Consider the following 18,645-nt stretch of genomic DNA (forward strand, 5'->3'; position numbering starts at 1 on the left):
GTTACAATCATGACTGACACTCTCCTAATAAGTTGTAGTTTTTTAATGCGCTTTCTTATGTCTTTATTATGACACAGAAAAAATATCTAATCTATTGAATTACCTTACAGGAGTGTGACAATTTTGTAAGAATAAAACCCCCATTATGTTCAATAAAGCGCTTTAACATTAGGATACATAAACGAGTCTCTATTTTCTTTCCAATCCTTTTCTACTTCTTTAAAAGTTGGTCGCCCTAATTCTTTATTATTTTCATGTTTACTAAACCATTTTTTCACATACTGATCTCCATTTTTACTTTGAACTGTGCAAAGGAAACTATTGCTACTATCCTTTAATATTTTTACAATCACGAATAGACACCTCTTCCCTTCTCAATATCATAATAGGACTTGATTTTTTACTATAAGCCCTTCCTCTCTTATAGTCATACGACTCCTCGGCCGCGCCAAAGTTGTAAGATCAAAAACGATATTCACTTTGTTTACATTTTATTTAAAGAAATCAGAGTTATAGGCATTATGCTTATCAAATATTTTATAGATTTCTAACTTATCATCTAATTTTGCATCTACTAAAATTAATATATTTCCATCGTAAATATATTCTTCATACTTTTTAGCATGGTCTTCAGGGATTCCTAAGCCGATAAATGCTCCTATTAAACTTCCAGCTCCTCCGCCAATACCAGCTCCTCCAATAGCTGCTGCGATTGGTCCTGCTGCTACAATTGGACCCATTCCAGAAACGGCAAGTATACCAAGACCTGTTAATAAACCACCGAGTCCGCCTGCTACTCCTCCAGCTACAAGCCCTGTCGCTGAAAAGATATCTGCTTTATGTGCAGTTTCGCTATTCACTTTTTCACCCGATTTTTCTTCCAGATGTTCAATTTCCTTTTGATCTTTCGCAATAGCTGAAATGTTATCTGCTGAGTATCCTTTTTCATTTAATTCATTAATAACGAGTGCCGCATCATCAATTGTTCTAAAAACACCTACTATTTTTCTATCTACATTCATAACTATTAACCTCCTAAAGTTTTATATAATGTATCTTTATTTTTCTTCATTTCTGTATACACTAATCTTTTTATTAACATAACCATTTACGAAAAAAGCGAATAGTAAAAGCACTACAAGTGAACTACTTAACAAGTAAATTAAATCAAATGTAATATTAATCATCATTTCATTCATGTATACCAGGCTCCTTTTTATTTAAAGTAAAAGTATATTTTGATAGACTAATCTACTAAACATAGACATCTTACAATTCATCTTCAGTTAATCTCTTTGTAGTATATGTATACCCTTCCTAACCTTTTCTAAACGTAAAAAACTATAATTATATTTTTTCTTATTTATATGTTTAACACTTTTTAAAACGGGTATGTTTATATTGTTATGCTTACTATATGGAAAGGAATATTACGATGAACGCCATTCACTCTACTACTATTTCTTATAATGAAACACCTACAATAACTCAGATTCATCATTTTTATGCTTTAATGACAACATTTCAAACGAATGTATTTATAAGTAAACACGGAACACTTACTTCTATTAAAAACTTAAGCACTCTAGTATCCTTTTTCCTTACTGTAAAAAAGAGAGATCTTGTATTATTTATTTTTGAAGGAATAGATGCAAAAAGAGCTTTAAGAACACTCTTCCCTTCTTAGAATATTTGTTATCCTCTATTCCCTCGTTTACTACCTTTCATATATGTTTTTATATTTCAAAATGATTTCCTCTATAAAAAAAGAACCCCCTAATACAATAGGGGGATTTCTAGTTTAGCCTTATGAAAACTGATATAATATATATTACGTTTTTCATTCTTTAAAATAGAAAAGTTTTAATAACCTTGAAGGTAGGAATTTTTAATGAACTCGAAAGCAAAATTTAGTATTCGCTACAAAATTATGGCTGGTTATTTAGTTATCATTTTGTTCTTACTTGTTTCTTTCATTATGTTGAACAATGAGATTTCTAATTTACAAAAATCTCGTAATTTTATTATTGATCACGATTTTAAAGTTCTCAATTTAACAAATCAAGTGGAGAAAGATTTACTAACAATTGAAAATAAAGCGAAAGGGTTTATCATTTCTAATAATCCAAATTACGTACAATCTCTTAATTCTGCGGAAAAGGATTACGAAAAGCATTATCAAGATCTTTTCTCATTATTAGAGGATAACCCATCTCAGCAAGAAAAATTAAAACAGATTAACGAAAATATTATTAGTTGGATAAATAAAGAGATTCACCCGTTAATTGCAAATCATAATAGTAATAATGTACAAACAATCGACACGACTCAAATTCAGTCATTACAGTCACAGGTAACTAACTTCCGTAGCACTGAGGAGCAATTAACGAAAAAAAGAGCAGCACAATTAGATACTGAAAATAATAAATTAGAGATTTGGTTATACAGTTTATTGTTCTTACTTTCTTGTATTTCTATTATCATTTCACTCTATATTTCGAATTCCATTACAAAAACGATTAAAAATGTAATTCAAGCTATTAAATCCATTTCTTCTAAAGAAAAAATCACGGAAAGAATTCATGTAAACACACGTGATGAAATAAAAGATCTTGCTCATACAACGAATCACCTACTAGACGAAATATCGAAAAGAGAATGGTTACAAACGGAGCTTGCAGAATTAATTTTAATGTATCAAGGTGTATCTTCTATTGAGATGTTAGGTAAAAAAATTCTTAGTGGAATTATACAAAAAACGCAAACTTCTTGCGGTGCATTTTATGTACGTGAAGAATATGAAGAAACTGTCTACTATGTGAAAAAAGCTTCTTTCGCCGATCAAGGTGCTGATATTGGGAAACAATCCATTCAAATGGGTGAAGGTTTCATTGGACAGTCTGCCTTAGAAAAGAAAAGTTTTATTCTCAGGGATATACCCGAAGAGTTTCGTTATGTCACTAGCGGAGTATTAGAAATACGTCCTAAAAATCTATTAATCATCCCTATCTTATTTGAGGATGAAGTAATCGCAGTAATGGAGTTAGTAAGTGTAACTGAGATTTCAGATTTACATCAAGATTTAATTCAACAAACCATTGATAATCTAGGTTTAACAATCCATAGCATTATGGGACGTATGCGAATTCAAACTCTTTTACATGAATCACAAGCAATGACAGAAGAGTTACAAGTTCAATCAGAAGAATTGCAAACGCAAGCGGAAGAACTACAAATGCAAGCAGAAGAATTACGAACAACGAATGAACAATTAGAGTCTAGAACGGAAGAGGCGGAGCAAAAGACAGCTGACTTACAAATTACTAAATCAGAATTAGAAGAAAAAGCAAGTGAGTTGTTGCGTAGTTCAAAATACAAATCTGAATTTCTAGCAAATATGTCACATGAATTACGCACACCGTTAAATAGTATTTTACTATTATCTGAAATGTTAAGAGAAAATCATGATAACAATTTATCCGACGATGAGATTGAATTAGCAACTGTCATTCATTCATCAGGGAAAGACTTACTTACTTTAATTAATGACATACTCGATTTATCTAAAGTAGAAGCAGGCAAACTAGACATCATTTTTGAAGCAACGAACATAAGTGACATGGCAGCCAATATGCATCAAAACTTTTTACATATAGCTGCACAAAAAAATGTCGAATTTACTATTGAAGACAGTGATACGATTCCTGATCTGTTTTATACAGATGCAAAACGGATTGAGCAAATTATTAAAAACTTATTATCCAATGCATTTAAATTTACAGAAAAAGGATCCGTTTCTTTACATTTCGATTCGATAGAAACAAGTAATTTAAGTCATGATATGCAGTCTATAAGTAAAGATTGGATTACAATTTCAGTAAAAGATACTGGTATTGGTATCGCTAAAGAACAGCATCAACTTATTTTCGAAGCCTTTCAACAGGCAGATGGCGCAACGATTCGGAAGTATGGTGGTACAGGATTAGGTTTATCTATTTGTAAAGAGTTTGCTAGATTGTTAGGTGGTTGGATTACGTTAGAGAGTAATGTAGGAGAAGGTAGTACTTTCACGGTATATATTCCTAACCTTCCAAATGGATTACCAGATATACAGTTATCCAATTTAGAAGTCGCAGCAACGATAGAAGATGTTATTCCTGCTGAAGTTGTTGAAGAAACTATCGTTACTACCGAAACAAATAACGTCTTCCAAGAGAAAACCATTTTAATTGTCGATGATGATCATCGAAATATATTTGCGTTACAAAATGCATTAAAAAAACAAAATGCCAACATTATTACTGCCCAAAACGGCTTAGAGTGTTTAGAAATACTAAAAAGCAATACAAATATTGACCTTATTTTAATGGATATTATGATGCCTAATATGGACGGTTATGAAACGATGGAAAATATCCGAATGAACTTAGGGTTAAGTGAAATACCTATTATCGCATTAACTGCTAAAGCAATGCCAAATGATAAGGAAAAATGTTTATCTGCTGGCGCTTCAGATTATATAAGTAAACCATTAAATCTACATCAACTCTATTCGGTAATGAGTGTATGGTTAATAAAATAAGTGAGGTTTAGTTGGAGTGGAAAATAAGTATTATAATTTTGATCCATCAGTAGATACAGATGAGCGCACGAACTTAGAAATTGAATTACTATTAGAAGCAGTATTTAAACTATCAGGATTTGATTTTCGCCAATATGCTCGCACATCTATTTATAGAAGAATTTGTAATAGAATGCAGCTCTCTAATATCCCTACCATTTCAAAATTAATTGAAAAAGTAATTCACGAGGAAGGGGTTTTAGAACAGTTATTAAATGATTTCTCGATTAATGTAACTGAGATGTTCCGTAACCCTGCCTTTTTTAAAGCGCTTAGAGAGCATGTTATTCCTGAATTAAAAAAGCAACCTGAAATTAGAATTTGGCATGCTGGATGCGCAACTGGTGAAGAAGTATTATCAATGTCCATCTTACTTCACGAAGAAGGATTAAGTGAAAAGTCGGTTATTTACGCAACAGATATGAATACAAATGTGTTAGAAAAAGCAAAACAAGCTATCCTCCCGTTAAATAAAATGCAAACTTATACGAAAAATTATTTACAAGCTGGCGGTACACAAGCATTTTCTAACTATTATTCAACAGATAATCGTTTTGCTTATTTTAATCCATCACTTTTACAAAACATTATTTTTGCACAGCATAATTTAGTAACTGATCAATCTTTTAACGAGTTTCATATTATACTTTGTCGTAACGTTTTAATTTACTTTACAAGTAAACTTCAAAATCAAGTGCAGCAACTATTTTATGAAAGTTTAAGTCACAATGGTTTTCTATGTTTAGGAAATAAAGAAACGCTTCGTTTTTCAAATATAATGCCGCATTATACCCAATTTAATCCTAGCGAACAAATTTATCAAAAAATACAATAAAAAGCGTATGAAATCCTCTGTTTGGATTTCATACGCTTTTTATTTCGCATTCGTTTGTATCATAATTAGACACATATCATCTGATTGCGCTTTCTTTTGTTCTTCCTTGTAAAACCCTTCTATCTCGCCTTCTAAATCTCCCCATTTTCTTTCTGTAAAAGTACGTAATTTCTCTTCAGCCTCAAATTCATCATTTGCAATTGCTTCAAGAACACCATCTGTAAACAATACGATTTGAGCGTTCTTCTCAAAAGGTATAACTATCTTTTCAACTTTTATTTCATCAAAAAATCCTACCGCACAACTCCCGCGATTTAGTTCAACCATATTTGTTTCATCAACTAAAACGTATCCAGAAGGATGCCCTGCATTTACATATTCAATCGTTCTCTTTTCTGTATCTACTACTAAATATATCGCTGTAAAATAATATGGAATATCGTCATTCTCATTATGTAAAAGAGTCATATATTTATTTAAGTCTTTAATGACAAGTTCTGGATCGATTAAAGATTTAATCGTTTCACGTAATACAGACGAAATAAACATACAAACTAATGAAGCAGATATACCATGTCCCATCACGTCTAATAATATAATACCGTAGCGGTTTTCATCGATTTTATACCAATAATACATATCTCCAGCTAATTTAAATGAAGGTAAGTAACTTGCTTCAATTTTTATATAATCTTCTCTTAATGGGCTACTTAATAAGTTTCTTTGTACTTGCGTAGCTAAATCTAATTCATTCCGAAGATTTTCTTCTTGTTCTTTATGCCAATTTAATTCCGATTTCAAGCGTAACGCTACACGCATACGTGCTAATAGTTCAACTTTATTTATAGGTTTCGTAATATAATCCATTGCCCCCATATCAAGAGCTTCGGCCAATTTATTGGCATCCTCTAAAGCTGTAACAAAAATAATAGGAATATCTTTAAACTTCTCCTCTTTTTGTAATCGCCTACAAACTTCAAGTCCATCAATTTCAGGCATCATAATATCTAATAGTATTAAATCAATTTCATTATACCTGGAAGAATCTTCTCCAAATTGAATGTATTCGAAAAGCTCTTGTGCAGAATTCAGCGATACAAGATCCTGATATCCGGCTTGTTTTAAAATTTTTTCAATTACAAAGATGTTAACCGGATTATCATCGACAATTAAAATGGACACAAGTTATTTCCCCTTTTCTTATTTAAAATGTAAATCTATTATCATTTTCTATTTTTCTAGTATTGCATACTCAGTTACAAAATGAAAATTTCCTACTCTAACATAATTTTTATACAGCAAAAGAACAAACCCCCAGAAATGAGAGTTTGTTCTTTCATTCTATAAATTTCCACTATTAATTTAACACCATTGCTTTGTCATTTAAAAGACGATCTAATTCTTCCATATGATTTGTTTCATCTGCAATCATATCTTCTAACTTTACAACTAACTCTGTCATATTTAATTTCGCTGCCTGTTCTTTTCTCGTTTCATAACGCTTAATTGTCTCATATTCTGATTGTCTAGCCGACTCTAACATTTCTCTAACATCTTCTACTTGTTTCACTGGTAAAGGGATTGTAGTAGGTGTACCACCTAACGTCTTAATTTTCTCCGCTAAATATAGGGCATGTCCTTGTTCATCACTAATTTCAGATTCAAAGAAAGGTTTTAACACTTGTCTATATATACCAGAAACTGTAGCTGCATTATGGTTATACATAATAATTGCTGAGTATTCTCCTGCTAAATCTTCATTCAATCCTTCGATTAGTTCTTTCACATCGTGTGACATTTTTATATCTCCTCCTATATTTAATAACTACCCCTTTTCTCATGTTTTAAACATAATGATTTTAAATTTTTATGTATCTAAAAATGCTGCTTGCTTCAATTTACTTATCGCTTGTCTTTTAATACGAGAAACGTGCATTTGTGAAATACCTAACCGTTCCCCTGTATCTTTTTGATTTAAATTTTCTCCAAATATATAATGAATAACACTCTTTTCTTTGTCATTTAATACGTTGAAAATATCCTTTAAAACGAGACGCCTTTCTGTCTCTTCATATCCTTGCTCTACTTCACCTACAGATTCAATCCTCGCTACCGAACTGCCATCAGATGAATTTTCAACTACATCATCTAAGGAAGATACGCGATAATTATTTTTCGCATCCATAATTTCTAGCACTTCCTCTTCGGATAGTCCTAAATGATCTGCAATCTCTATAATCTTCGGTGAACGCTGGAAACGATCTGTTAGCTCCTCTATCGCAAGTTTAATCTTCCCGCCTAAATCTTTAATTCGCCTTGGAACGTGAATACCCCAAGTTTTATCACGTAAATATTTCTTTATTTCGCCTACTATTGTAGGTATTGCAAACGGCTCAAAAGCATTCCCTATCGAATAATCATACCTTCTTATTGCACCTAAGAGCCCTAACATTCCTACTTGTATAATATCTTCATGCATCGGCCCACCTTTTGAATAGCGATATGCAATGGAGTATACAAGATTTTTATAGTGATTAACCAATCTTTCCTGTGCTTCATCACATTGGTTTTGTTGGAAGTCTGCAATTAGTTTAATAACGTCTTCTTTAGTAAGATTTGTAGGTTGAGATTGGATTTCCATCATTCTCCACCTGCTCTCTTTGTATATATTTTGTCATTAAAACTGTCATGCCCTCATCATGCATAATTTGTATATCATCCATTAACGTATTGATTAAATATAAACCTAAACCATTTTCTGGCAAATGCTCTACTGGTTTATTAATATCATACGGACCAACTTTACTTTTTAAGCTATTAAAATCAAAGCTAACTCCATTATCCGCAGCCATAATTTCTAATCGATCTTCATATAAGCCAAAGACAATTGTAATTTCTCCAACGTCTTCTTTATATGCATGTTGTACAATGTTTGTACATGCTTCACTAATAGCAATTTTCATATCTTCTATATCGTCATAAGCAAAGCCCATTCGATTCGCAACACCAGCCATTGTTAAACGAATAATAGCCACATATTCTGCTTTTGCAGGAATTTTCATTTCTATCTTTTCAAATCTCTCCATCATCCCTAGTCACCTTCTTTCTACTTTTTCAAAATCGGAATTCAAATTTAATATTTCTGTTAGCCCTGTAATATCAAATAATCTTTTTAGCCTTTTAGACACACCGATAAACTCTAGTTTTCCATCATTTTTCTTAACTGCTTTTAATAGAGCTATAAAAACGCCTAAACCAGTACTATCCATATAATCTACGTTATGAAAATCTACTACAATATGAACCTCTTTTTCGCTTGCAATAGGCATAATCTTATTTTTCAAATCTGATGCCGTATAAGCATCAATTTCACCATTAAGTTGTACTGTATAACCTACATCATTTTGCAAAATATTTATTGCCAAATTCATCATTTCCGCCCCCTTATCTCAAACTCTTACTATTTAATTACCCATAAAAATTAATTTTAAACATATTTTTTTATTTTCATTATAAATAAATTTTCTACACCTTTCTCGGCTTAACACTTAAATCGTACTAATAAATGTTTAAAACTTATAATTTTGTGTATGTATAATGTATAAACATTATTTTTAGGGGGATCTATCTATGGAAGAGCACAACTTTAAAAAGGGAGATTTTGTTCAATTTTCTTATCGACACGATCATGCTACAACGTTAGTTGGTTCCATTATTAACATACTAACAAATACAATTGTAGTTGATATAGGTAATAGCGAGGACTTTTCTCATATAGAGCCAAGGCAGGTCGTAAAGATAAATAATTGTGAAAAAGTAACGATGGTTTAATACATAATAAAAAGTGTAATTTCAATGAGCGGGGGCCTTCATCCCCCGCTCATTCCTATGCAGATTACATTAAAAAAGCATCCAAATTAGTTCAATTGGATGCTTTTTTATGTATATTTATCAGTTCATTCATTTTATAGTTATATATAATAAACTTAAGATTACTATTCATTATCATACTTACGCTTTCCGCAGCATTCTAGAGAAGAATGTAACGATTAAAATAAAGACGATTGCACCTAATAACGCTGGAAGAATAAAGATGCCTCCCCATTCAGGACCCCAATGACCAAATAACGCACTACCTACCCAAGATCCGATTAATCCGGCAATCACGTTACCAACTATACCTAACGGAAAGTCTTTTCCTGTAATCATTCCAGCTAACGCACCAATAAGTCCACCTACAATACACGTAATAATAAGTCCCACAATTAAACCTCCTATATTCGTTTTATATTGGATTCATCAAGCTTTAGTATGTAACCAAAGCTTGATGAACATATATTATTCTTTATTATCTAATTCATCACTTATCTTTTGTTTCACTTTTCCGACTTTTTCTTTTATCGTTCCCTTCGTTTTTTCCCACTTCCCTTCATTTTTCAACTCTCTATCTTCTGTAACTTCACCAATTCCTTCTTTTACTTGTCCTTTTTTCTTTTCAACTTTACCTTTAACTTGTTCTTTTAGTCCGTTCTCACTCATATTTACAATCTCCTTTTCGTAATAGATTTATAGATTTACAGGATACAAATTTAAATAGAATACATGCATCTTCTTTCTTGTAACCATTCACCGACTCTTTCTAAATCCTTAACGAATAACAAGATTTTTCCTTCATCCAGCTTTTCTTCGTAGAAGTTCGCCTCTTCCTCATTAAGCCCTAACTCTTGCATCTTATTTCTTAACTGATCTCCTGTGTTTTGAAAGACGTTAATAATGCTTGTCCCAAGTCCCTCCTCTTTTATCCCAATTGTATTCACGTCTGCATTGTCTGCGATTCTATCTGTCCTCTCTTTCTCATGTGTTAATACGTAAATATCTTTTTGGTCTATCCCTTTCTTCACTAGATCATTCGCCGCATTCATGACCTCTTTCTCCGTAATAAATTCATATACAAAAGGTTTACTATACTTCGTTTCCATCTTTAACTTCCTCCTTTAAAATGAATTATTTGTTATATTATATGTAGTACACCCATTTTCGAAATGTTAAACATAAAATATGAAAAAAGTTATGTGAATTTTGATTTTAATAGAGAATGAACATCATCATTTACCACTTTAAAACATCTTCTCCTTACAATAACTACCTAAATTAACAGAAAATTTTTATAATTAAAATTGAGGAGGGATACTATGAAAAAAATCATATCTATATGCGCTCTAACCGCTTTATCTTTCACTTTAATAGGTTGTACAAGTACCTCGGCTACAGATAAAGCTTCACAAGTTAAGCAAGAGCATAAACAAAATACCTTTCAATTAAATTCTGCTAATATTACAGACATTGAAATACTGAAAACAACAAATCATACTACTTCCAAATCTCAAACAGACAACGAAAAAATGATACAATCTATCGTTTCAGCAGTCCAAAAAGGCACTCCTAAACAAATCACACTAGATCAAAAAAAGAGAGAATCTGCACATTCTACTATTACTGTTACATATAAAGATGACTCAAAAGAAGAATTTCTTGTGTGGGCTGATAATAAGGAGCAAATTTCGATTGCTAAAGATGAGAAGAAAGATAAGGTAGAAGGTGTGATAGTGAATATTAAAGATGCTAAAATAATGAAGAATTTCTTTTAAAATTCTAATTAACGTAAAAAAAGTAGGATTACATCCTACTCTTTTTTTAATCATGTCCAATAAATAGACTTTTATAAAATCTATTTAAGGTCTAATTTTGCTAAATCATGTTGTAAAACATTGTTTCCTTCTTGTGGGTTAAATATGATTGCACTAAGACCAAAAACATTCGTAACAACATCTCTATCTTTCGGACGAATGATTCTTACTTCATAAGCAAAAAGTGCTGGAGGAAGAGCTGCTGAACGAAAAGTAACATATCGATTAGGTGGCAATGTTTGTGTTGAAGGGTCTATTAATGGTAACAATACCGGAGAACCAGATGACCAATCAAACATTTCAACTGTTACTCTACGAGTATCATCTGGATCAACATTCATAGCTTCAACAGTAAGAAATAACGTAGCGGAATGTCTACGTAATACACCCGTTGACAAAGTTTCATTGTGATGTTTATGACATCTTCCAGGAGGATGACCATAGCCATAGCTCATATCAATTCCCCCCTTTCATTTACAATTAAGGACAAGTATTCCTTATAATATATAATGCTAGTATTCTTTTAATGAAAGGTATAAAAGCGGATTTCTATCTATATTATTAGATATTTTATTTTTCATTTATTCGCTCTTAAAGAATAAAATGAAACTTTAATCAGCCCCCACCAATCCGGGTCTTACTATCCGAAAAATAGCGGCATAAATCTATTTTAAAAAGGACCTGCTCCATTTATTCGTAAAAAGCATAAAGTAAATGGAATCCGTTAAAACACATGAGTGAACCTTTGTTTTTCTCCTCCTATTTAAAGGAGGAACTATTATGGGCTTTGGTGGTAGTTGTGGCGGCTGTGGTTTCGCTGGAGGATTTGCTTTATTAGTTGTATTGTTTATTTTATTAATCATCGTTGGAGCTGCTTGCTTCTGCTAAAAACTATCGAAAGGACGCTCACGTGAGTGTCCTTTCTTCATGAAAAAAGCCCTACGCAATGTGCAGAGGTTCAAGTGTAACGAATACTTTAAAAATATAGTATTACATTCCCTCCTCCAAAATGAACTTCGATGCTATAAATTTCGTTTAAGTGCAATCTTAATATTTTAGTTTAATAGCAATATAGTGAAACTTTATTCCAAACAATATTGCTATTGCACCAAAGTAAAACAAACTGGACAACCTAGATTTCAAAAGGAAGACACCTTAAAGGTTGTCTTTTCTTTATAAGTAAAAAAAACCCGCCTATTTCCGTAGGCGGGCTTTATCTTTATTACACAATATGAAAGTATACTCTCTTTTTCTTTGAAATTTTATGTAATTATACATATTCATGAAAATAGAAGAAGTGAAATTGTACGTTTAGATACAATTCGGCAACAAACTAACTGTTTTCTTGTACATTAATAGACAACTACTGCAAGAGTTATAGTTTTTATGTTTTCATTTATCTTTTTAATCAGATGAATGCTTTTTTTAGTACATAATAAAAAATATCCAGAAAAACTGTCACAAAATCCGTTTTTCTGGTTTCTCTATAATACAGGTATCAAATTGAAAGTGAGGTTTAAACGAACATGTTAACCATAGAAAATGAAGAAAGTCATGCTTCTGATATGACCTTTGAAGATTTATTTAAGCAGTACTATGCTTACGCTGTGAAACAAATCATCTGGATTGTTAAAGATCAATCTATCGCTGAAGAGTTAGCACAAGAAGTATTTTTACAATTATATCGTAGTGATTGGAAAGGAATTGAAAACATACCTGGATGGTTGATTAAATCTTCTACTTATGTAGCCTATAACCATTTTCGATCTGAAAAAAGGCAGCAAGCGAAGATTGATAAAGAAATACAATACCATGAAGTACAAAATGTTTCATCATTAGACGATGATTGGATAAGAAAAGAAGAAATTACAAAGGTCCAAACGATACTAAATAAAATGAATGATCGAGAACGAACCCTTTTACTAATGAAATTCTCTGGTTTTCAATATAAAGAAATTGCAGAAGTACTTCAAATTGAAATATCTTCTATTGGAACATTATTGGTCCGAGCCAAAATGAAATTTCGCAAGATTTATAAACAAATGGAGGAGGCATAACAAATGAAATGTTATGATATCGGGTTTATTCAAACATATATTGATGGAGAACTTTCTCATGATATAAGAAAGGAATTCACAAAACACCTAGATACATGTGAAGCATGCCAAGATTTATTAATAGAAATTAGTAAATTAAATCAATGGGAAAACGTAATGCTAGATGTAGAATCTGCAAATTCACCACAAGAAATCAAAATTGATATAGAACAAGCATGGAAAACATTTGAAAGTCGTTCCAAGTTAGACAATGTTTCTAATATAAATCACAAAAAACAACAAAAGAAGGGACTCTTTACAAACATGAGTAAAAAATCAAAACGTTTCATTTATACAGCAGTAGCTGCAGCAGCACTTTTTACAGCAGCAATGATTCCACAAGTACAAGTGGCGGCTACAAATGTTGCCTCGTATTTTTCTAATGCAGTTACAAACGATAAGGTTGTAAATGAAGGAATAAAAGATGAAAATGGTATCACACAAGATATGATGAAGAATGGTAAATATATTCCTATTGATGAAAAAATTACAGATCAAGGTATTACTGTACATCTCAAAGAAGTATTTATCGCAGATTCACGTATATCAGTTCATTATAGAATGGAAAAAGCGGACGGAAGTTTAGTACCATTTGAATTTGATACATCAGGATTAGATCTTGAGAATGATGGTAAAATTGATGGGCAACAAGAGGAAAACCCTGAGATTAAAAATGACGGGAGACTATCATTTATCCATGATTCAGATGATTATCTTCCTTTTGAACTTATGGCAGCAGGTAAAAAGTTAGATAAAATAGGCATTCGTGATAATGATAGACCTGAAGGTGTTGCTACATTTGTTATAACTACTGAAGAAAAAGACGTTTTTAAACAGCCTCTTACTTTAGACGTAAATATAACTAGAATTGGAAAAGTAATTGGTTCTTGGAAAGCTCAAATTCCAATTGATACTTCACATTTGAAAAATAATACGAATTAACATGAAAAAAAGAATAGAACAATATGTATCTAATTCTCAGTTTATATGTTTCCTTGTTTTCGTTACATTTATTTCTTATATAGTTTTTATTTTATCTTTTATTTATGATTTAAGTTTATAACCTTAAATCAATCATTTAAAACCATTACAAGAAAAAGATCTCTAAACAAGTGGGGAAATAAATAACCGATTTCTTAACATATAAGGAATCGGTTATTTTGTATTTAAAATGCGTCTAGACATACAATTTTCTTTTTTGATATAGTGACCTCCAATACATCATTGTCCTTCTCTAATCTCATATCTATTTTAAGAAGAGTCATTTACAAATTCAAAAAAACCCTCAAAGCAGCTACTTTAAGGGGATTTCTCCTATCATCTTCTCTCTTCATACAATCGATTTGCTTTATACGAGCAAACGAAAAACATACATGTCGCAACGGGGATAAATATCAAAAAAAGTCCTCTCATTAATGCAAATGGCGTTTCAAATAAGAACGACCATAGAAATGATGCACCTTGCTTATCCCATAATCCTGGCGTCAAGTATAGTTCTTTCGGATTTACAAAGGCTCCTAAATTCATTGTATTACTATACATAAATAAAAATAATATCGGCAAATAACAGATCGCTAATTCTAAAAATGTTTTAGATAGACGCTTATACTTCCCTGCTCGTGACATTGGATCTGAAAAAATGTCATCTTCACTTTCTTCATCTACCTTTTTAAAATATTGCGTACCTGACCACCGATTACCAGCTATATGCTCCCAACCACTATCTTCAAATAATGTGCAGTAATTAATAAAATCACTTTTTCTACTAAATACTCTATGGTCTATTTTAATCGTTGCATCTTCCGGTTCTGTATATCTAAATGTATAACCAAATGTATTGCTTTCTAGTTGATAGCCTTTCCAAGCCATCTCTTCTAACCATTTTTCCTCTTTCTCAAAGTCTAAAAAGAATTTTAATCTCCACATCATCGTTTCCTCCTAACTATACGTGTAATAAACTTTTTGTAACCGCAATAATGTGCTGCATTCTCATAAAATCTAAATGCAATACTTCTTTCCCGCGTTCCGTAATGACATACACTTTTCTTCTTTTATCTTCACTTTTTACCGATTCTATTAACCCTTGTTTTAATAAATTTTCCACCGCACCATACAATGTACCCGCTGCGATTTTCACTTGATGATTACTCAGTTCCTCCACCTTTTGCATAATTAAATATCCATGAGCTGGCTCTAATAAAGCTAAAAGAACGTAATACGTTGTTTCCGTTAATGGTAAATTTTTATCTCTATTCATAAAGACCTCCAATGTAACGATAACTATATAGCTAAACTATATAGTTAAACTGTATAGTTTAATTTTATACAGTCAGACTGTATATGTCAAATGTAGGAATAACTTTATAACCCAAAACAAAAACGCTACCTTTTTAAAAGATAGCGTTTTTGTTTTACCCTTGCTTATTCTTCGCCTTCATTTGCTCTTCAAGAGATTTTTTTTCAGTTTCTAACACACTCATATCACTTTTCAACTTTTGCGTTTCTTCAAAATGTTCATCTACTAATTTATTATATTCTTTCTCAGAGTACATTTTTTCACTGGTTGATGTCGTTTTCTCTTTCGTAACAACTACATTAATAATTACAAATAAGGCTACAATTCCTATTAACACAGCGAAAATCTTCTTTTTATTCATGATTAATCCTCTAAAATGTAAAATTCCAAAAATTATCATAACAGACCAATTCGCTTTCACCTGTCATATTTTGTCGAATCAATATAATAAAAAAAGCATCTGAAACAGATGCTTTTTCTCATTCTTAATACGTAAACGTAATCGTCACTAAAGAATACCCTTCTTTCGCATTGTACGGCTCCGCTTTATAAGAAACTCGGTTTGCCCCTTGCGGATAATCGATTTCGCCAATTACCTTTTTCACATCTTGTAGTGCACCATTCATTGATTGCTTGTATAACACTTCAATTTTCTCTGGTTTTGCACTATAGCGTTGCTGCATTTTATTTTTTAATTCAGTATAGTTATTTGCAATATATTCATTTCCTAGATAGTTTAACTTTGTATCTTTTAATATTTGCTGATATGCAGGCGTTTTCTTACTACCTGCCGCAATTTTATTTGTCAGTGTACTATAATAATTTGTTGTCGCTTGCGGATAGTCTCCGCGGTTCCACTCATGATTTTTTGCGATTTGTTCATCTGATAAATTGAAATACGAATACGTTACGCGGCCCTGCTCATCTGGAACCGGATCATCGAATGTTGTATCAAGGTGATACCATTTGTTTTCGATTTTCACTAAATTCCAAGCATGAGGTTGTCCGTCCCCAGTTCCTGTCACGAAATGATTTTCAATTCCTGCTTCTTTTAATAATTGATAAGTTAATAGTGCGTAACCTTGGCAAACCGCAGAACGATTTACAAGTGCTTCATATGCTGTGTAAGCTTTATAAGACGTATCATAAGAAACATGCTTTACTACGTAATCATGAATCGCCTTCACTTTTTCGTGATCATCCATTCCAACTTGAGTGATAGAAGAAACGATTGCTTTCGCTTGTTTCATGACATATTCCGTCTGTTCTTTCGTTTCACGATATGTAATCTTAAGCGTAAACGTATAATTTCCAGGTGATCCAGAAAGTCCATATGAAACATTCGATCTATTATTATTTGTATACTCATTTTTACTTGCCACTTCTTTATATGCGTTAAAAAGTGTATTCATCACTTCGTCTGTATTATTATTTTTCGTTTTATATGGCAGTGTAATATTTGTCTCGTATGTATTAATACGCTTTTGTACTTCCTCTTTAAACGCTGTTAATAATGCCGCATCCCCTGTATCTTTCACATCAGCATTTTTATACTTCAAAGTTTTATATAAAAACTGCGCATACTGTTCACGTGTTACTGTGCCATACGGTTCAAAATTCCCATTCCCTGTGCCATCTGCGATTCCATTTGACTGCACCGCACTAATTGCATTTTCTGCCCAAAATGGATTTGGAACATCCTTAAAGGTATGTTTTTGTTTTGCCGCAAGATGGAAAGCATTCGTAAGAATTTGTGCCATTTCCGCACGATTCACAGAAGCTTTCGGTCTAAATTGGCCATTTTCATCACCTTTAAAAACTCCTAAATTTGTTAAAGTTAATACCTCTTCTGGGAACATTGTAGAACTTTGATTAATATCACCGTAAGGATTTTTAAACGTAGATCCATCCTTTAATACGTAACGAGTTCCATCATTACTAAACGAACCGCCTTGTTTATTCGGTACTAACACTCGATAAATTAAAGCTGCAACTTGCTCCCTTGTCGCAACATCTCCAAAACCAAATATCCCATTTCCATAACCGGAAATAATATTTTTACTCGCTAAATCTTTAATCGCAGGATATGACCAATGTGATGTCGGCACATCAGAAAAAACACCCACTTCAGCAGCTTTTACATCGCTGCCATTTGTATATAACAACGCACCACCAATAAGTGATAATGATGTAATTGATTTTAATAGTTTTGTATACATAATGTCTTCTCCCAATACGCTCTCTATTTTTGTTGGTTTATGTCGAAAAATCTAAAAATATGACAAAATATATTATACAATTAAAAGTTTTTAAGGGATATATTAAATTTTAAAATATGCAAAAATTCATATTGTTATAAGGATTCATAGTAATATTATGTTATTTTACTTGCGAATATATAAATAAAAAAAACGCTCATTTGAGCGTTTCATCTATATACCTAATAATTACTTTTTTCTACACTTCGAACTCTTCTTCTGTAATAATCCTTTGATCTAACAACTCTTTATACTCCAATATTTCTTTAGCCCCACGGCTCTCCATGCGTATATTGTATAACACTTTTTGTATTGACCTTTGCTTGGTCCGTTGAAAGGTTTACTCCATTTAGAAATAGTTCTATTGAATTTTTCACCACTAGCCACAAAAATATCTTATAATCTTTATATAATAAATTACAGTATTAGGGGTAGATAAAATGCCAGTTACACTCGAACTTATTCTTTTCATTCTTATAGCAATTAGTGCTGTTGGCTATTTAATAAAAGAATTTCAAAAAACTAGGAAACGAACACTTGGAATTTCACTAGAATTTTTAGTTCTTTTCTGGTCAATATGGAGAATATCAACTCTCATAATCTAATTTATAAAACATGAATTCCTTCGAATGAAGTGAAACTTTAATCAGTGGGAGTTTTATTCATCCCCCACTGATTATTAGTTAAACCAATCGGGATTTTACGGGATAAATTTACCAGTATTTTTACCACAACATTCATGTTAAAATCCCTTGTGAGTACGACATAACTCGACCTTATGAAGCTCCGCAGCTTTTATCGCGGAGCTTTTTTTATTTAAATTAACGCTTTTGTTCACTTTTTTGATACATT

At 31.9% G+C, this 18,645-nt stretch carries 23 protein-coding genes and 1 pseudogene; 8 read left to right on the forward strand and 16 right to left on the reverse strand.

From position 1 onward, the window contains the following. Positions 1-149 precede the first annotated feature (149 nt). The 3 genes from HMPREF2590_RS13205 to HMPREF2590_RS30365 form a co-directional block, all read right to left on the reverse strand. Positions 150-353 (reverse strand): DUF4028 family protein, encoded by a 204-nt coding sequence (locus tag HMPREF2590_RS13205; protein WP_000635861.1) that lies wholly within the window; start codon positions 351-353, stop codon positions 150-152. Positions 354-491: 138 nt separating this feature from the next. Next, the gene (locus HMPREF2590_RS13210; RefSeq protein WP_001100100.1) at positions 492-1,022 is read right to left on the reverse strand and encodes a general stress protein; all 531 of its coding nucleotides are present in this window, start codon (positions 1,020-1,022) and stop codon (positions 492-494) included. Between the two features lie 36 nt (positions 1,023-1,058). Then, positions 1,059-1,199, reverse strand: coding sequence for a hypothetical protein (locus HMPREF2590_RS30365; protein ID WP_001004571.1), 141 nt, complete (start codon positions 1,197-1,199; stop codon positions 1,059-1,061). Between the two features lie 236 nt (positions 1,200-1,435). Between HMPREF2590_RS30365 and HMPREF2590_RS13220 the strand changes: the two genes are divergently transcribed. From HMPREF2590_RS13220 to HMPREF2590_RS13230, 3 genes are all read left to right on the forward strand, one after another. Continuing rightward, positions 1,436-1,687, forward strand: coding sequence for a hypothetical protein (locus HMPREF2590_RS13220; RefSeq protein WP_000991357.1), 252 nt, complete (start codon positions 1,436-1,438; stop codon positions 1,685-1,687). A gap of 204 nt (positions 1,688-1,891) precedes the next feature. After that, on the forward strand, positions 1,892-4,582 hold the full coding sequence (locus HMPREF2590_RS13225) for an ATP-binding protein (RefSeq protein WP_003311798.1): 2,691 nt from the start codon (positions 1,892-1,894) through the stop codon (positions 4,580-4,582). A gap of 16 nt (positions 4,583-4,598) precedes the next feature. Further along, positions 4,599-5,456, forward strand: coding sequence for a CheR family methyltransferase (locus tag HMPREF2590_RS13230; protein ID WP_000429043.1), 858 nt, complete (start codon positions 4,599-4,601; stop codon positions 5,454-5,456). 39 nt (positions 5,457-5,495) lie between these two features. On the opposite strand, the gene HMPREF2590_RS13235 is transcribed toward HMPREF2590_RS13230, so the two are convergent. From HMPREF2590_RS13235 to rsbV, 5 genes are all read right to left on the reverse strand, one after another. Then, positions 5,496-6,638: a fused response regulator/phosphatase gene (locus HMPREF2590_RS13235; protein ID WP_000025536.1), complete on the reverse strand. Its 1,143-nt coding sequence runs from the start codon at positions 6,636-6,638 to the stop codon at positions 5,496-5,498. A gap of 175 nt (positions 6,639-6,813) precedes the next feature. Then, the gene (locus HMPREF2590_RS13240) at positions 6,814-7,254 is read right to left on the reverse strand and encodes a ferritin-like domain-containing protein (RefSeq protein WP_000017755.1); all 441 of its coding nucleotides are present in this window, start codon (positions 7,252-7,254) and stop codon (positions 6,814-6,816) included. A gap of 69 nt (positions 7,255-7,323) precedes the next feature. Continuing rightward, entirely contained in the window at positions 7,324-8,100 is a 777-nt protein-coding gene (gene sigB / locus HMPREF2590_RS13245; RefSeq protein WP_002098757.1) for an RNA polymerase sigma factor SigB, read from the reverse strand. Next, positions 8,063-8,545: an anti-sigma B factor RsbW gene (gene rsbW / locus HMPREF2590_RS13250; protein WP_000970580.1), complete on the reverse strand. Its 483-nt coding sequence runs from the start codon at positions 8,543-8,545 to the stop codon at positions 8,063-8,065. Before rsbW ends, sigB begins: the two co-directional genes overlap by 38 nt. Before the next feature lie 6 nt (positions 8,546-8,551). After that, positions 8,552-8,890 carry an anti sigma b factor antagonist RsbV gene (gene rsbV, locus HMPREF2590_RS13255; RefSeq protein WP_001986277.1) on the reverse strand — a complete coding sequence of 113 codons (339 nt, stop codon included), beginning with the start codon at positions 8,888-8,890 and terminating at the stop codon, positions 8,552-8,554. Between the two features lie 196 nt (positions 8,891-9,086). On the opposite strand from rsbV, the gene HMPREF2590_RS13260 reads away from it, so the two are divergent. Beyond that, positions 9,087-9,287 (forward strand): hypothetical protein, encoded by a 201-nt coding sequence (locus HMPREF2590_RS13260; RefSeq protein WP_000391013.1) that lies wholly within the window; start codon positions 9,087-9,089, stop codon positions 9,285-9,287. 180 nt (positions 9,288-9,467) lie between these two features. Here the strand turns inward: HMPREF2590_RS13260 and HMPREF2590_RS13265 are convergent, their stop codons facing one another. The 3 genes from HMPREF2590_RS13265 to HMPREF2590_RS13275 form a co-directional block, all read right to left on the reverse strand. Then, positions 9,468-9,719: a GlsB/YeaQ/YmgE family stress response membrane protein gene (locus tag HMPREF2590_RS13265; protein ID WP_000522902.1), complete on the reverse strand. Its 252-nt coding sequence runs from the start codon at positions 9,717-9,719 to the stop codon at positions 9,468-9,470. 75 nt (positions 9,720-9,794) lie between these two features. Further along, positions 9,795-9,995, reverse strand: a complete 201-nt coding sequence (locus tag HMPREF2590_RS13270) for a CsbD family protein (protein ID WP_001293468.1) — start codon at positions 9,993-9,995, stop codon at positions 9,795-9,797. A 50-nt stretch (positions 9,996-10,045) separates the two neighbouring features. Then, positions 10,046-10,435, reverse strand: coding sequence for a YflT domain-containing protein (locus tag HMPREF2590_RS13275; RefSeq protein ID WP_000448812.1), 390 nt, complete (start codon positions 10,433-10,435; stop codon positions 10,046-10,048). Positions 10,436-10,648: 213 nt separating this feature from the next. Here HMPREF2590_RS13275 and HMPREF2590_RS13280 point away from each other — a divergent pair, with 213 nt between their 5' ends. Then, positions 10,649-11,104: a hypothetical protein gene (locus HMPREF2590_RS13280; RefSeq protein WP_000720858.1), complete on the forward strand. Its 456-nt coding sequence runs from the start codon at positions 10,649-10,651 to the stop codon at positions 11,102-11,104. Positions 11,105-11,184: 80 nt separating this feature from the next. Here the strand turns inward: HMPREF2590_RS13280 and HMPREF2590_RS13285 are convergent, their stop codons facing one another. Then, positions 11,185-11,598 (reverse strand): hypothetical protein, encoded by a 414-nt coding sequence (locus HMPREF2590_RS13285; RefSeq protein ID WP_000120203.1) that lies wholly within the window; start codon positions 11,596-11,598, stop codon positions 11,185-11,187. Positions 11,599-11,923: 325 nt separating this feature from the next. Here HMPREF2590_RS13285 and HMPREF2590_RS28880 point away from each other — a divergent pair, with 325 nt between their 5' ends. From HMPREF2590_RS28880 to HMPREF2590_RS13295, 3 genes are all read left to right on the forward strand, one after another. Continuing rightward, positions 11,924-12,031: a YjcZ family sporulation protein gene (locus tag HMPREF2590_RS28880; RefSeq protein ID WP_000505670.1), complete on the forward strand. Its 108-nt coding sequence runs from the start codon at positions 11,924-11,926 to the stop codon at positions 12,029-12,031. A 638-nt stretch (positions 12,032-12,669) separates the two neighbouring features. Continuing rightward, positions 12,670-13,200 (forward strand): RNA polymerase sigma factor SigX, encoded by a 531-nt coding sequence (locus HMPREF2590_RS13290; RefSeq protein ID WP_000955505.1) that lies wholly within the window; start codon positions 12,670-12,672, stop codon positions 13,198-13,200. A 3-nt stretch (positions 13,201-13,203) separates the two neighbouring features. Continuing rightward, entirely contained in the window at positions 13,204-14,181 is a 978-nt protein-coding gene (locus HMPREF2590_RS13295) for a DUF4179 domain-containing protein (protein WP_000650410.1), read from the forward strand. Positions 14,182-14,556: 375 nt separating this feature from the next. Here the strand turns inward: HMPREF2590_RS13295 and HMPREF2590_RS13300 are convergent, their stop codons facing one another. From HMPREF2590_RS13300 to HMPREF2590_RS13315, 4 genes and pseudogenes are all read right to left on the reverse strand, one after another. After that, positions 14,557-15,168, reverse strand: coding sequence for a DUF2812 domain-containing protein (locus HMPREF2590_RS13300; protein WP_002060866.1), 612 nt, complete (start codon positions 15,166-15,168; stop codon positions 14,557-14,559). 13 nt (positions 15,169-15,181) lie between these two features. Continuing rightward, positions 15,182-15,496 carry a PadR family transcriptional regulator gene (locus tag HMPREF2590_RS13305; protein WP_001078063.1) on the reverse strand — a complete coding sequence of 105 codons (315 nt, stop codon included), beginning with the start codon at positions 15,494-15,496 and terminating at the stop codon, positions 15,182-15,184. A gap of 175 nt (positions 15,497-15,671) precedes the next feature. After that, positions 15,672-15,896 (reverse strand): annotated as a pseudogene (locus HMPREF2590_RS13310) (hypothetical protein); the annotation flags it as partial. Between the two features lie 124 nt (positions 15,897-16,020). Continuing rightward, entirely contained in the window at positions 16,021-17,754 is a 1,734-nt protein-coding gene (locus tag HMPREF2590_RS13315; RefSeq protein ID WP_050821704.1) for an S-layer homology domain-containing protein, read from the reverse strand. Positions 17,755-18,645 lie beyond the last annotated feature (891 nt).

It is taken from the genome of Bacillus sp. HMSC036E02 (assembly GCF_001836235.1).
GTDB classification, from domain to species: domain Bacteria; phylum Bacillota; class Bacilli; order Bacillales; family Bacillaceae_G; genus Bacillus_A; species Bacillus_A cereus.